The sequence below is a fragment of the Sphingomonas sp. JUb134 genome (assembly GCF_004341505.2).
GTDB lineage: Bacteria > Pseudomonadota > Alphaproteobacteria > Sphingomonadales > Sphingomonadaceae > Sphingomonas.
This window is the reverse complement of record NZ_SLYP02000001.1, coordinates 1,747,856-1,761,167: the sequence shown is the minus strand read 5'-3', so window position 1 is coordinate 1,761,167 and position 13,312 is coordinate 1,747,856. Positions and strand designations below refer to the sequence as shown.

Annotated in this window: 12 protein-coding genes; 10 read left to right on the top strand and 2 right to left on the bottom strand. The window is 70.1% G+C overall.

Annotation, left to right across the window (positions count from 1 at the left end; translation table 11 throughout):
- Positions 1 to 195: 195 nt before the first annotated feature.
- On the top strand, positions 196 to 1,590 hold the full coding sequence (locus EDF69_RS08405) for a leucyl aminopeptidase family protein (protein WP_132882795.1): 1,395 nt from the start codon (positions 196 to 198) through the stop codon (positions 1,588 to 1,590).
- Between the two features lie 73 nt (positions 1,591 to 1,663).
- Complete coding sequence (locus tag EDF69_RS08400; protein ID WP_132882794.1) at positions 1,664 to 2,695, top strand: choice-of-anchor A family protein; 1,032 nt, start codon at positions 1,664 to 1,666, stop codon at positions 2,693 to 2,695.
- A gap of 424 nt (positions 2,696 to 3,119) precedes the next feature.
- Here the strand turns inward: EDF69_RS08400 and tpiA are convergent, their stop codons facing one another.
- A complete protein-coding gene (tpiA, locus tag EDF69_RS08395; protein ID WP_132882793.1) occupies positions 3,120 to 3,866 on the bottom strand; it encodes a triose-phosphate isomerase in 747 nt (248 codons plus the stop codon).
- 124 nt (positions 3,867 to 3,990) lie between these two features.
- Here tpiA and EDF69_RS08390 point away from each other — a divergent pair, with 124 nt between their 5' ends.
- Together EDF69_RS08390 and trpE are read left to right on the top strand one after the other, a co-directional pair.
- Entirely contained in the window at positions 3,991 to 5,934 is a 1,944-nt protein-coding gene (locus EDF69_RS08390; protein WP_132882792.1) for a peptidylprolyl isomerase, read from the top strand.
- Positions 5,935 to 5,951: 17 nt separating this feature from the next.
- Positions 5,952 to 7,454 (top strand): anthranilate synthase component I, encoded by a 1,503-nt coding sequence (gene trpE / locus EDF69_RS08385; RefSeq protein WP_132882791.1) that lies wholly within the window; start codon positions 5,952 to 5,954, stop codon positions 7,452 to 7,454.
- A 296-nt stretch (positions 7,455 to 7,750) separates the two neighbouring features.
- Here the strand turns inward: trpE and EDF69_RS08380 are convergent, their stop codons facing one another.
- On the bottom strand, positions 7,751 to 8,167 hold the full coding sequence (locus EDF69_RS08380) for a hypothetical protein (protein WP_125960521.1): 417 nt from the start codon (positions 8,165 to 8,167) through the stop codon (positions 7,751 to 7,753).
- Between the two features lie 90 nt (positions 8,168 to 8,257).
- On the opposite strand from EDF69_RS08380, the gene EDF69_RS08375 reads away from it, so the two are divergent.
- The 6 genes from EDF69_RS08375 to lexA are packed head-to-tail and all read left to right on the top strand — an operon-like array spanning position 8,258 to position 12,981.
- Positions 8,258 to 8,845, top strand: coding sequence for an anthranilate synthase component II (locus tag EDF69_RS08375; RefSeq protein WP_125960522.1), 588 nt, complete (start codon positions 8,258 to 8,260; stop codon positions 8,843 to 8,845).
- Positions 8,842 to 9,837 carry an anthranilate phosphoribosyltransferase gene (gene trpD, locus EDF69_RS08370; protein WP_132882790.1) on the top strand — a complete coding sequence of 332 codons (996 nt, stop codon included), beginning with the start codon at positions 8,842 to 8,844 and terminating at the stop codon, positions 9,835 to 9,837. Before EDF69_RS08375 ends, trpD begins: the two co-directional genes overlap by 4 nt.
- A complete protein-coding gene (gene trpC, locus EDF69_RS08365) occupies positions 9,834 to 10,613 on the top strand; it encodes an indole-3-glycerol phosphate synthase TrpC (RefSeq protein ID WP_132882789.1) in 780 nt (259 codons plus the stop codon). The genes trpD and trpC overlap by 4 nt, the downstream gene beginning before the upstream one ends.
- Positions 10,610 to 11,077 (top strand): cyclic pyranopterin monophosphate synthase MoaC, encoded by a 468-nt coding sequence (gene moaC, locus EDF69_RS08360; RefSeq protein ID WP_132882788.1) that lies wholly within the window; start codon positions 10,610 to 10,612, stop codon positions 11,075 to 11,077. Before trpC ends, moaC begins: the two co-directional genes overlap by 4 nt.
- Positions 11,074 to 12,252, top strand: a complete 1,179-nt coding sequence (locus EDF69_RS08355) for a molybdopterin-binding protein (protein ID WP_132882787.1) — start codon at positions 11,074 to 11,076, stop codon at positions 12,250 to 12,252. Before moaC ends, EDF69_RS08355 begins: the two co-directional genes overlap by 4 nt.
- A 54-nt stretch (positions 12,253 to 12,306) precedes the next feature.
- Positions 12,307 to 12,981 (top strand): transcriptional repressor LexA, encoded by a 675-nt coding sequence (lexA, locus tag EDF69_RS08350; protein ID WP_132882786.1) that lies wholly within the window; start codon positions 12,307 to 12,309, stop codon positions 12,979 to 12,981.
- Positions 12,982 to 13,312: the final 331 nt, after the last annotated feature.

The window sequence follows — 13,312 nt, the reverse complement described above, 5'->3', positions numbered from 1 at the left end:
CGGCCTCCAGCGGCGCATTTCCGAGCTTTCGCGCGTCTTCGAACAGACCAGCCTCCCCTCGTCCCTCCAGCCCCCCGCCGGCACTGCCGCCTGCCTATCCGCGCGCCCAAAGCGTGAACAGACGGGCGGCCGGGTAGCGTGTCCAGAACGGAGCAAGGTCTTTCGCTCGGCCGGTCCAGAGCCTAGATCACCTCCATGTCCGAGCTTTCCTCGCTGCTTCAGGCCGATCGCGGCCAACCTGCCCGCACCATCCATCTGGTGGACCCTCAAGGGTTCGACGCGTGGCTCGGGCAGCAGCCACCCCGCCATCGCGCCACGATCGCCGCGCAGCGGCTGAAGCCGACGGGCTTTGCCCACGCCATTCTTCCCGGCGAGGGTGCCGAGGACTGGTCGGTGGTGGGTGTCGTTGCGAACACAAGCGAACTCTCCCCCTGGTGCCTGGCCAAGCTGGCCGAGGTGCTGCCCGCCGGCAGCTACCGCCTCCACAGCGGCGAGCCCGGCGCGGCGGCGTTCGGCTGGCTCGTCGCGCAGCACCGCTTCACCCGCTACCGCAAGGACGAGGGTGGCGAAGGCCCTCGTATCCTGCTGACCGGCGACCCGGCGCGGGTCGACGATGTGGTGCGACAGGCGGCGGCCACGCTGCTGGTCCGCGACCTGGTCGACACCGGCGCCAACGACCTCGGCCCCGCCGAGCTGGAGGCGCAGGCGGCAAGCCTCGCCAGCGCGCATGGCGCCACGCTGACGGTGACCAAGGGTGCCGAGCTGGAACGGGGCTACCCGATGATCCATGCTGTAGGAAAGGCCGCCGCCAAGGGTCGCGAGCCGCGGCTGATCGAGGTCGAATGGGGCAATCCGGCGCATCCGCGCGTCGCGATCGTCGGCAAGGGCGTATGCTTCGATTCGGGCGGGCTGAACATCAAGCCGGGCAGCGGCATGGCGCTGATGAAGAAGGACATGGGCGGTGCCGCCCATGCGCTGGCGCTTGCCACGCTGGTGATCGAATCGCGGTTGCCGGTCCGGCTGCACCTGCTGGTGCCGGCGGTCGAGAATGCGATCGCCGGGGACGCCTTCAGGCCCGGCGACGTGCTCCGCACCCGCAAGGGCATCACGGTCGAGAACACCAACACGGACGCGGAAGGGCGGCTGATCCTGGGCGATGCGCTCACCCGCGCCGTCGAATCGCAGCCGGAGCTGATGATCGATTTCGCGACGCTCACCGGTGCCGCGCGCGTCGCGCTGGGGCCCGACCTGCCCGCGACCTTCGCCAATGACGAGGCGCTGGCGGTCGACCTGCTCGCCTGCGGTACGGCCGAAGGGGATCCGCTGTGGCGGCTGCCGCTGTGGGACGCGTACGACGACATGCTGAAATCGAGCGTCGCCGACATGGTCAATGCGCCCGAAGGCGGTTTCGCCGGGGCGATCACCGCGGCGCTGTTCCTCCGGCGCTTCGTGCCCGGGGAGATCGCCTGGGCGCATCTCGATACCTTCGCGTGGCGGCCGTCCCCCAAGCCGGGCCGACCCAAGGGCGGCGACGCCTATGGCCTGCGCGCAGCCTGGGCATTGCTGCGCCGCCGCTACGACGGTCGCTGAACCGGCACATTTTGGGACAGGGTTAACCAATTCTTCACGTGTAGGGCACGGGCGAAGCGGGTACGCAGGAGGCATGAGAACCCGCCTCCTCGCAGCCGCCCTCTCGGCTACCGCCCTCGCCCTTCCGGCGGTCGCCTCGCCGGTGGTCGGCGTCGACGCGCTGAAGGAATGGAACCTGATCGTGCTGGGGGACCTGACCTCCAGTTCCGAGGTGGAGGGGCGGACCTTCGTCGGCGGCAACCTCGACGGCAATTCGTCGAACTACCAGATCAAGACGCCGCCGCCGTCCTCCTATGACACGCCCGGCCTGATCGTCGTCGGCGACGTGACCGGGGGCGCGAAGAACCTCAACAACGGGTCGGGCGCCGTGGTTGGCGGCAACGTCAGCAGCGGCTTCAACCTGAACGGTGCAGCCCAGACGGTGCAGGTCGGCGGCAGCATCGCCAACACCAACGTGAACCAGAACACGGTGAACTCGGGACTGGCCGCCAACGCCGGCTTCCTCGAAGGGCTGCAGCAGCAGAAGAGCCTGCTCGCCAGCGGCATGACCGACCTGTCACAGGGCATGACGAAGCTGGAGGCGAACAGCACCGTCACCTTCGCCAACAATCGCGGGACCTTCAACGCGAAGCCCGACGCAAAGGGCGTCGCGGTGTTCAACCTGACGGCTGACGACCTCAACCGCATCGGCGAAATCCAGTTCAACCTCAACGGCGCCGACACCGCGATCGTCAACGTCAGCGGCGCGAACATTGTGCTGAACGACAATTTTCTCGGCGGCACCCAGGGTCTCGGCGAGCATGTCATCTGGAACTTCGCCGACGCGAAGAACCTGTCGCTGACCACCGCCTGGGGCGGATCGGTGCTGGCGCCGGGCGCCGCTGCGAACACCGGCAACTATATCCAGGGATCGGCCGTGTTCGGCAGCCTGGTGCAGAACGGCGAGTTCCACCTGGGCACCTATACCGGCGGCTATACGCCCACGACCCCGACCGATCCCGGCGGCCCGAAGCCGGTGCCGGAGCCCGGCACCTGGGCGCTGATGCTTGCCGGGCTGGCAATGGCGGCCCTGCTGCTGCGTCGCCGGCGCGGGGCTGCGGCGTAAGTCTGGGAGCAGGCGCAGCCGGCCGAAGCTGATCGGCACCGGGCGCCTTTGACGGGAAGACAGTACCACGGTGAATGCCGGGACCCGGTGAACCCTCTGCCGTTTGACTAGCGCTGTTTGCGCGTTGGACAAACACTCACTGCAAATCCCGCCGTGCTCCCGCGAAGGCGGAAGTCCAGGGTTTCGGAAACCGCCAGTCGTTGCTCTGCTTGGCCCTGGATCCCCGCCTTCGCGGGGATACGGAGGTAGGAGATGCCCCCCCTGGAACAGTTCCCGGCAGGGTGCGAGAGGGCCGCACCGATGCGCGAGTTTCGACCGTCGTCCCGACTGGGCCCCGGCCTTCGCCGGGGTACGGGTGGCGGGTTCGTGTCGGCGCGCTTCGATCCGAGCCTGAGCCCGCGCAGACCGCCGGCGCCGCGCCCGCTCAGGCCGCCGCGGCCGCCTGGATGATCGGCACGAACTTCTCCGCAGTCAGGCTGGCACCGCCGACGAGCGCGCCGTCGACATTCTCCACCGCCAGGATCTTGGCCGCATTGTCCCCCGTGACGGAGCCGCCGTACAGGATGCGGATGCGATCGGCGGCGTCGCCGACCATCATGCGCAGCTTCGCGCGAGCGATCGCGTGGATCGAGGCGATCTCCTCGGTCGTAGGCGTACGGCCAGTGCCGATCGCCCAGCGGGGTTCGTACGAAAGCGTGAACCAGTCGCCGTCGGCATCCTCGGGCACCGACTTCTCGATCTGCGCCTGGACGACGCGCTCGGCGCGGCCGGCGTTGCGCTCCGCTTCGGTTTCGCCCACGCACAGGATCACGTGCATGCCCTGCTTGCGGGCAGCGGCGGCCTTGGCCCAGGCGTCGTGGCTGGTCTCGTTCTGGTCGGCGCGGCGTTCCGAATGGCCGACGATCACGGTCTGGGCACCCACCTCGACCAGCATCGCCGCCGACACGCAGCCGGTGTGGGGCCCGTGCTCGTTCTCGTGGACGTCCTGCGCTCCGATCCGCACCGTTTGCGCGTGATCGACCGCGGCGGCGATCAGCGTCGCCGGCACGCACAACGCCACGTCGACATGGGGGTGAGCGGCCGCGGCGGCCTCGATCGCTGCGATTTCCTTCAACTGGGCACGCAGCCCGTGCATTTTCCAGTTGCCGGTCACCAGCTTGCGTCGCGTCACGCCCATCTCCTTTGTGTCTGTTGCCGGCGATACCAAGCCCTGCTGCCCGCACAAGCTTGAAGCCGCGCAGCCTGCGCCCTAAAGCGACCCGTTCTTTTCTTCCGGCAGGATCGGTAGCTCTTCGATGCTCGCATTCGTCAGGCGGTTTCTCAACTCGACCCTCGGCAAGGGGATCGCACTCGCGTTCCTGGTCGTGATCGCCCTGGCGTTCGCCGCGGGCGACATCAGCGGCCTGCGCCCGGGTGGCGCATCCAGCGATGTGGTCGCAAAGGTCGGCGGCCACAAGGTGCACGACGCCGAGCTGACCAAGCAGGTGCAGCAGGAGCTGGAAGGCGCCCGCCAGCGCGACCCGAACGTCAACATGCAGCAGCTGATCGCAGCGGGCGGCGTGGAGAACATCCTTCAGCGGCTCGTCACCTCGATCGCGCTGGAAAAGTTCGCGAACAAGGTCGGCATGGCGGTGAACAACAAGCTGGTCGACGGGCAGATCGCGAGCATCCCCGCCTTCCAGGGCTTTGACGGCAAGTTCGACCAGGCGACCTTCGAGCGTGCGATCGCGCAACGCGGCATGACCCCTGCGGGCCTGCGCGAGGCGATCGGCCGGGACATGCTGGCCCAGTGGCTGGTGAGCCCGACGGTGGGTGCCACCCAGCTTCCGGAGCAGATCGCGCTGCCCTATGCCTCGCTGCTGCTGGAAAAGCGTGCGGGGCAGATCGTGCTGATCCCTTCGGCCGCGGTGTCGCAGGGCAACCCGCCCACGGACGCGGAACTGACCGCCTTCTACGCCAAGAACCGCGCGCGCTACACGGTGCCGGAGCGGCGCGTGATCCGCTATGCCCTGGTGCGTGCCGACAGCGTTGCAGCGCAAGCGGCGCCGACCGACGCGGAGATCGCCCAGGCCTATCGCGCCGCCGCCAGCCGCTTCGCCGCAACCGAGCGCCGCACCGTCCGCCAGGTGGTGCTGGCCGACCAGAATGCCGCGAACCAGCTGGCGGCCAAGGTCAAGGGCGGCACCGCGATCGACGCCGCTGCCCGCGCGGCCGGGCTGGAAGCCGCGAGCTTCAGCGACCTCGACAAGGCGGCACTGGGCGCACAGACCTCGCAGGCGATCGCCACCGCTGCCTTTGCAGCCGGTGAAGGCGCCGTGGTCGGCCCGGTCCGCTCGCCGCTCGGCTGGCACGTGCTGCGCGTCGAGAAGGTGAGCAAGGTCGCCGGCAAGACGCTGGAGCAGGCCCGTCCCGAGCTGGTCGCGGAACTGAGCCGCAGCAAGGCGGCGGGCGCGATCAACGCGGTGCAGGAGAAGATCGACGGCGCGATCAACGACGGCGCCACCTTTGCGGAAGTGGTGAGCGAGGCCAAGCTCACCGCACAGAGCACCGCGCCCGTCACCAGCGCGGGCACCAACCCCGACCAGCCGAACACCCCGGCCGACCCGGCGCTCGCCCGCGTGATCGAGGCCGGCTTCGGCGCCGAGCAGGGCGACGCACCGCAGATCGTCCAGATCGAGCAGGACGGCAGCTTCGCGGTAGTCGGCCTGGACCGGGTACTCCCGGCAGCTCCCCGCCCGCTCGCGCAGGTCCGCGACGTCGTGCAGAAGGCGTTCGTCGCCGAGCGCGCGCAACAGGAAGCGCGCAAGGCCGCAGCGGCGATCCTCGCCAAGGTGAACGGCGGCACGCCGCTCGCCCAGGCGGTGGCCGCATCCGGCCTGAAGGTGCCGGCACCCACGCCGCTGACCGCCACCCGTGCGCAGCTCGCCGCCCAGCAGGGCAACGTGCCGCCGCCGGTCGAGCTGATGTTCGCGATGGCGCCGAAGAAGGCGCGGCTGATCGCGGCACCGGGCAACGGCGGCTGGTTCGTGGTGTATCTGGACAGCATCACGCCCGGCGACGCGAGCGGCGACAAGCGCGCCATCGCCTCCGCGCGCGGCGGCCTGGGCCAGGTCGTCGGCCAGGAATATGCCGAGCAGTTCGCCGAGGCGGTCCGCCGTAACGTCGGCGTGACCAAGAACGACGCCGCCGTCGCCCGCGTCCGCACGACGCTCGCCGGCCAGGGCGGCGCGGCCAACTGACGCTGGGGAACGGAGCTTTGATCCAAGGACGCGAGGGCGCGCAGGCAGCGCTTGCCGCGGGCACGCCGGCGCTGCTGTGGCAGCGGCTGGTGGCGGACACCGAGACGCCGGTGGCCGCCGCGCTCAAGCTCATCGAGCCCGGCCGCGGCGACTTCCTGCTCGAGTCGGTCGAGGGCGGATCGGTGCGCGGACGCCACAGCCTGATCGGGCTTGCGCCGGACCTGGTGTTCCGCGCGACCGGCGCCGAGGCAACGATCAACCGCAACTGGCTTTCCGACCGCGATGCGTTCGAGCCGTGCGCCGAGCCGACCCTGGAAGCGCTGCGCACCCTCGTCACCTCGTGCCGGATGGACGTGCCCGAGGCACTGCCGCGCGCCCTTGCCTGCCTCGTCGGCTATTTCGGCTATGAGACGATCGGTCTGGTCGAGAAGCTCGATCGGCCGCCCGCCAATCCGCTCGACCTGCCGGACATGGTGTTCGTGCGGCCGACGCTGCTGATGGTGTTCGATCGCCTTTCGGACGCGCTGTTCCTGGTGGCGCCGGTGTGGCCCGGATCGGCCGAGGCGGAGGCGACGATCGCCACCGCCTCGGCGCGGATCGAGGACGTGGCCGCTCGGCTCGCCCGCACGCCGCTTCCGGAACCCGCCCGCCAGGAAGCGCAGGAGATCGCGCTCACCCCCGCCCTGGCCCCTGGCCGCTACGCGGAGATGGTGGCAGGCGCGAAGGAGTATATCAGCGCGGGCGACATCTTTCAGGTGGTGCTGGCGCAGCGTTTCACCGCGCCCTTCACGCTGCCGCCGTTCGAGCTTTATCGCGCGCTCCGGCGGATCAATCCGTCGCCGTTCCTCTACCACCTCGACCTGCCGGGCTTTGCGCTGATCGGATCGAGCCCGGAGATCCTGGTCAGGGTACGCGACGGGGAAGTGACGATCCGTCCGATCGCCGGCACGCGGCCACGCGGTGCAACGGCGGTGCAGGATGCGGAAAACCGCGCCAGCCTGCTCGCCGATCCCAAGGAGCGCGCCGAGCATCTGATGCTGCTGGACCTGGGCCGCAACGACGTCGGCCGCGTGGCCGAGGCGGGCAGCGTGCGGGTGACCGACAGCTACGGCATCGAGTTCTACAGCCACGTGATGCATATCGTGTCGAACGTGGTCGGCCGGCTCTCGCCGGATCACGACGCGCTGGATGCGCTGTTCGCAGGCTTTCCGGCGGGCACCGTCAGCGGCGCGCCCAAGGTCCGCGCCTGTCAGGTGATCGCCGAGCTGGAGGGGGAGACGCGCGGCGCCTATGCAGGCGGCGTCGGCTATTTCTCGCCCGACGGATCGATGGACTCGTGCATCGTGCTGCGGACCGCGGTGGTCAAGGACGGCACCATGCACGTCCAGGCCGGCGCCGGCATCGTCGCGGACAGCAACCCGGACTATGAACAGCGCGAGTGCGAGGCCAAGGCGAGCGCGCTGCTCGCCGCCGCGCGCGAGGCGATCGCCCAGGCGAGCAGCCCCCGCTTCGGGCAATAGCGGGTCGGGAGGCTCGCCCGCTCCGGCAGAGGACTCTGGAAAAGCGTGGGCCCCTCCACCCACCTTGGATCCCCGCGAATGCGGGGATCCAGAGTTTAGCAGGACAACGACGGCTGGCTTTCGGAACCCTGGGCTCCCGCCTTCGCAGGAGGACGGCAGGGGATCGGGAGATGGCCGGCAAGCGCCAGCTCAGTCCGGCACGGGCCGTCGGTTAGCGAGGACTGCCAAGTCACCGCAACTGGACCCCGGCCTCCGCCGGGGTACGATGCAGGTTCCGGTCCCCCTCCCGATCCTGATCAGTCGCCGGCGCGGGGGAACTGCTCCGCCTGCTGCTGCGCCTTGCGCTGCTGGTACCATTGACGGAGCAGCTGCTGGTTGCAGCCGGTCTGGCCGCCGGTGCCGACCGGCGAGCAGCTGTCGGGCAGGCCGACGCGGTTGACCTCCATCATCGTCTCGGCGCGATTCGCCCAGCTTTGCGCGGCGGCCTCCTGGGACGGCGGGTTGCGCAACTCGCTGGGGATGCGGAAGCGCTCGCTCTCGTCCTTGCGGGCGCAGACGACCACTTCGTTCTCCGTCTCCGGCTTGGGGCATTCCTCCTTGCCATAGACGGTGACGCTGCGCGTGCGCTGCGGGGGCGCGCTGCTGGTCTTCTCGGCTTCCTGGGCCATGGCCGGGGATGCCGCCAGCGCCGCCACGAGAATCCAACGAACCATGCCAACCTCCTGAACGCAAAACACACGCCCGACCAACGATCGGGTCCAGCGCAGCGTTGCGCCAGACTGCGGCGGCGCTATGGCAAAGCCATGATCCTTGTCATCGACAATTACGACAGCTTCACCTGGAACCTGGTCCATTACCTGATGGAGCTGGGTGCGCCGGTGAAGGTCGTGCGCAACGACGCGCTGACCGCCCAAGAGGCGCTCGCGAGCAATGCCGCAGGTTTCCTCATCTCGCCGGGGCCGTGCACGCCGAACGAGGCGGGTGTCTCGCTGGACCTAGTCGCCGCCTGTGCGGAGGCCGGTCGGCCGCTCTTGGGCGTGTGCCTGGGCCACCAGGCGATCGGCCAGCATTTCGGCGGCAAGGTAGTGCGCGGCGGGCTGATGCACGGCAAGACCTGTCCGGTCGAGCATGACGGCACCGGATTGTTCGAGGGGCTCCCCAGCCCCTTCACCGCGACCCGCTACCACTCGCTGATCGTGACGGAGGTGCCGGAGTCGCTGGTGGTCAATTGCACCGCCGGCGATGCCAGCGTCATGGGCGTGCGCCATGTGAGCCTGCCGATCCACGGCGTTCAGTTCCACCCGGAGAGCATCGCCACCGAACATGGCCATGCGATGCTTGCGAACTGGCTGAAGAGCACCGGCATCTCACCGAAGCAGCGCGCGGCATGACGACCACCGTCCTGCTGCCGTCGACGGAGACGCCGCTGTCGCACGAGAGCGCGGCCGAGGCGTTCGGTGCGATCCTCGACGGGAAGGCGTCGGAAGAGGCGATCATCGCCTTCCTGGTCGGGCTCACCGAGCGCGGCGAAACCAGCATCGAAATCGCCGAGGCCGCACGCGCGATGCGCCACCGCATGGTGCCGATCGACGCGCCGCCCGGGGCGATCGACGTCTGCGGCACCGGCGGCGACGGGCACCATACCCTGAACGTCTCCACCGCCGTGAGCCTGGTCGTGGCGGCAACCGGCGTGCCGGTGGCCAAGCACGGCAACCGCGCTGCATCCAGCAAGGCAGGGGCTGCGGACACGCTCGAAGCGCTCGGCCTGGACATGATGCGCGCCGGGGCGATGGCCGAGCAGACACTGGCGGACATCGGCATCGCCTTCCTGTTCGCGGGCAACCACCATCCGGCGATGCGACGCATCCAGCCGCTGCGCCAGAAGATCGGCCGGCGCACCGTGTTCAACCTGATGGGTCCGCTCGCCAACCCTGCGCACGTCGAGCGCCAGCTGATCGGCATCGCACGTCCCGACTATGCGCCCCTCTATGCGGAGGCGCTGGAAAGCCTGGGCGCCACGGCCGCCGCGGTGATCGCGGGCGAGGAGGAGCTGGACGAGATCTCGATCGCTGGCCCCACCCGCGTGGTGCGCATCGGTTCGGTCGCCCTGCCCGACCGGATCACGCCCGCGGACGCCGGCCTGCCGGCGAGCCCGCTCGACGCGCTGCGTGGCGGGGACCCCGCGCACAATGCGCTGGCGTTGCGCCGGCTGCTGGCAGGCGAGGAAAGCGCTTACCGGGACGCGGTGCTGCTGAACGCGGCCGCCGCCCTGGTCATCGCGGACAAGGTGAGCGACCTTGCCGAAGGGGCGGTGCTTGCCGCCAACACGATCGATTCCGGTGCCGCCCGGCGCCTTCTGGACGCATGGATTGCCTACGCATGAGCACGATGCTTTCGAAGATCCTCGAGACCAAGCGCACCGAGGTCGCCGCCCGCAAGAGCATGGCAGGGGTGCAGGAGCTCGACCGCCGGGCGGGCATGCAGACGCCGCCGCGGGGCTTTCGCGCCGCGCTCGACGCCAAGCAGGGGCATGCGATCATCGCCGAGATCAAGAAGGCGAGCCCGTCGAAGGGCCTGATCCGTCCCGACTTCGACCCGCCGGCCCACGCGCGCGCCTATCGGGCGGGCGGTGCGGCCTGCCTGTCGGTGCTGACGGACGAGGAGTATTTCCAGGGCTCCGACGACTTTCTGGTCGCGGCGCGCGCTGCCTGCGACCTGCCGGTGCTGCGCAAGGACTTCGTCATCGATCCCTGGCAGGCGGCGGAGACGCGCGCACTGGGAGCGGACGCGATCCTGCTGATCGTGGCGGCGCTGGAAGACCGGCAGATGGCGGAGATCGAGGCGGCGGCGCTGGAGCGCGGGCTCGACGTGCTGGTGGAGGTCCACGACTATCCGGAGCTTGAGCGCGCGCTCAAGCTCAAGACGCGCCTGATCGGGGTGAACAACCGCGACCTGCGCGACTTCACCGTGAACTTCGATCGCACCTATGAGCTGGTCGCGCACGCGCCGGAGGGCTGCACCTTCGTGGCCGAAAGCGGGCTGACGGGCCGCGCCGACCTGGACGCGATGGCGGAGCACGGCATCCACTGCTTCCTGATCGGCGAGGCGCTGATGCGGCAGGACGATGTCGAGGCGGCGACCCGCGCGCTGACCCGATGACCGGCCTCACCCACCTCGACGCGGAGGGCCATGCCCGCATGGTGGACGTGGGAGACAAGGCGGTGACGGCGCGGCAGGCGACCGCCACCGGCCGCATCGCCATGTCGGACGAGGCGCTGGCGGCGATCCGCGACGGGCTGGTGAAGAAGGGCGACGTGCTTGCGGTGGCGCGGGTCGCCGGGATCATGGCGGCCAAGCGCACCAGCGACGTGGTGCCGCTGTGCCATCCCCTGCCGCTCACTCGCGTGGTGCTGGACCTGACGATCGAGGCGAACGGCATCGTCGCGACCGCGACCTGCGCGACGGACGGCAAGACCGGCGTGGAGATGGAGGCGCTGACCGCCGTATCGGTCGCGCTGCTCACCGTCTATGACATGGCCAAGGCGCTCGACCGCGGCATGGTGATCGGGGGCGTGCGCCTGCTCGCCAAGTCGGGCGGCAAGTCCGGAGACTGGCAGGCGTGAGCCTGCTGCCGCTCGACGAGGCGCAGGCGCGGGTATTGGGGCTGGCCCAGCCGGTCGCCGTCGAGACGGTGCCGATCCGCGACGCCATCGGCCGCTGGGCAGCCGACGACCTGCCGGCGCTGCGCACTCAGCCCGAGCGCGCGCTGTCGTCGATGGACGGCTACGCGATCCGCTTCGACGACCTGCCGGGACCGTGGGAGGTCATCGGCGAGTCCGCTGCGGGGCGTCCGTTCGGCGGCCGCGTCGACCGGGGCCAGGCAACGCGCATCTTCACGGGGGCCGCGTTGCCCGAGGGCGCCGACACGGTGCTCGTGCAGGAAGAGGCAGCGCGCGACGGCGCCCGTCTGATGCTCGCGGGCGAAGGGCCGCCGCGGCGCGGCAGCAGCGTGCGTGCGGCCGGGCTGGATTTCACCGCGGGCGAGCGGCTGCTGTCGGCAGGTGCGGCGATCACGCCGGCTGCGGCAGCGCTGCTGGCGGTCGGCGGACACGGCATGGTTCCCGTCCGGCGCCGGGTGCGGGTGGCGATCGCGGCCACGGGGGACGAACTCGTGCCGCCGGGTTCACCCCCCGACGCCGGGCTTCCGGAGTCCAACGGCGTGCTGCTGGCGGGCCTGCTCGGGGGGCTGCCCGTCGAACGAATCGACCTGGGAATCCTGCCGGACGACCTCTCCGCACTCACGGCCGCCTTCGCCGGGGTGGATGCCGATGTGCTGGTGACGACGGGGGGCGCCTCGGTCGGCGACCATGATCTGGTGCGGCCGGCACTGGAGGCGGCAGGCGCGCGGATCGACTTCTGGCGCATCGCGATGCGGCCGGGCAAGCCGATGATGGCGGGCAGGCTCGGCGACGCCGTCGTGCTGGGGTTGCCGGGCAATCCGGTGTCCGCGTTCGTGACGGCAACGCTGTTCCTGCTGCCGCTGGTGCGCACGCTCGCAGGCGCGGCCGATCCGCTGTCGCGGCGGCGCATGGTGCCGCTCGGCGCGCCGCTGGCCGCGAACGACCGGAGGGCCGACCACCTGCGCGCGGAGCTGCGCGACGGGGTGGCTTTTCCCGCCCCCGCGCAGGACAGCTCCATGCTGCGCACGCTCGCCCGGGCCGACTGCCTGATCGTGCGTCCTCCCCATGCGGCCGCGGCAAACGCGGGCGACTCGGTGGAAATCCTGGATATCGGTTGACAGGGGGCGGCTCCGTTTCCTAAAGGTTCCATATCTGTTCCGACGGAGGACCGCATGCTCACGCGCAAGCAGCACGAGCTGATCTGCTTCATCGACGACCGGTTGAAGGAAACCGGCGTGTCCCCCTCGTTCGAGGAGATGAAGGAAGCGCTCGACCTCAAGTCGAAGTCGGGCGTGCATCGCCTGATCAGCGCGCTGGAGGAACGCCAGTTCATCCGCCGTCTGCCGAACCGCGCCCGCGCGCTGGAAGTGCTGCGGATGCCGGACCGGCCCGAGGCGGCCAAGAAAGCGCCGGCCAAGACGGCGCCCGCCCGAAGCGCGCCGGTCGCGCCGCCCGCTCCCGCCAACGACGTCATCGAGATCCCGCTGCACGGCCGCATCGCCGCCGGCGTCCCGATCGAGGCAATGGAAGGCCAGCAGATGCTGCCGGTGCCGGCCGCGCTGCTGGGCTCGGGCGAGCATTACGCCCTGGAGGTCGCGGGCGACTCGATGGTCGAGGCCGGCATTCTCGACGGCGACTATGCCTTGGTTCGCCGCACCGACGCGGCGCGCGACGGCGAGATCGTGGTCGCGCTGATCGACGAGAACGAGGCGACGCTGAAGTATTTCCGCCGCGAAGGCGCGATGATCCGCCTCGACCCGGCCAACCGCAGCTATGATCCGCAGCGTTATCGCCCGGATCAGGTGCGGGTGCAGGGGAAGCTTGCAGGGCTGCTGCGCCGCTACTGAGGCGGAAGCTGGGCCCCTCCTATAGCCGGGTGGCGGCCACTGACCCGCGAGACCCGGCTCATGTCCGTCTTCATTGCGCGTGTGGGCGAAGGGATGCGGGCTCTGCAAAGAGCCACAGCCTGCGGCTCGTGGGAGTTCGCTCCGCGAGGGAGGTGGCCCGGCGCACATCATCCTGCCCCGCGGAGGCAGGACCCTCGCCATCGGAGCAGAGGTACGGATACGCCGAGTCCCTGCGTAGGCGGCGGTCCGGGTCCAAGCAGGACAACGACGTGCAGCACCCCAACCTGGGCTTCTGCCTCCGCAGGAGCATGCGTGGCGGGTGCCGTGGGAG

What these genes read in the sequence shown, in the direction of transcription:
- trpC (WP_132882789.1), top strand. Translation starts at nt 9,834, where the DNA reads ATGAGCACGATGCTTTCGAAGATCCTCGAGACCAAGCGCACCGAGGTC.
- trpD (WP_132882790.1), top strand. Translation starts at nt 8,842, where the DNA reads ATGACGACCACCGTCCTGCTGCCGTCGACGGAGACGCCGCTGTCGCAC.
- EDF69_RS08380 (WP_125960521.1), bottom strand. Translation starts at nt 8,167, where the DNA reads ATGGTTCGTTGGATTCTCGTGGCGGCGCTGGCGGCATCCCCGGCCATG.
- EDF69_RS08390 (WP_132882792.1), top strand. Translation starts at nt 3,991, where the DNA reads ATGCTCGCATTCGTCAGGCGGTTTCTCAACTCGACCCTCGGCAAGGGG.
- EDF69_RS08400 (WP_132882794.1), top strand. Translation starts at nt 1,664, where the DNA reads ATGAGAACCCGCCTCCTCGCAGCCGCCCTCTCGGCTACCGCCCTCGCC.
- EDF69_RS08405 (WP_132882795.1), top strand. Translation starts at nt 196, where the DNA reads ATGTCCGAGCTTTCCTCGCTGCTTCAGGCCGATCGCGGCCAACCTGCC.
- moaC (WP_132882788.1), top strand. Translation starts at nt 10,610, where the DNA reads ATGACCGGCCTCACCCACCTCGACGCGGAGGGCCATGCCCGCATGGTG.
- lexA (WP_132882786.1), top strand. Translation starts at nt 12,307, where the DNA reads ATGCTCACGCGCAAGCAGCACGAGCTGATCTGCTTCATCGACGACCGG.
- EDF69_RS08375 (WP_125960522.1), top strand. Translation starts at nt 8,258, where the DNA reads ATGATCCTTGTCATCGACAATTACGACAGCTTCACCTGGAACCTGGTC.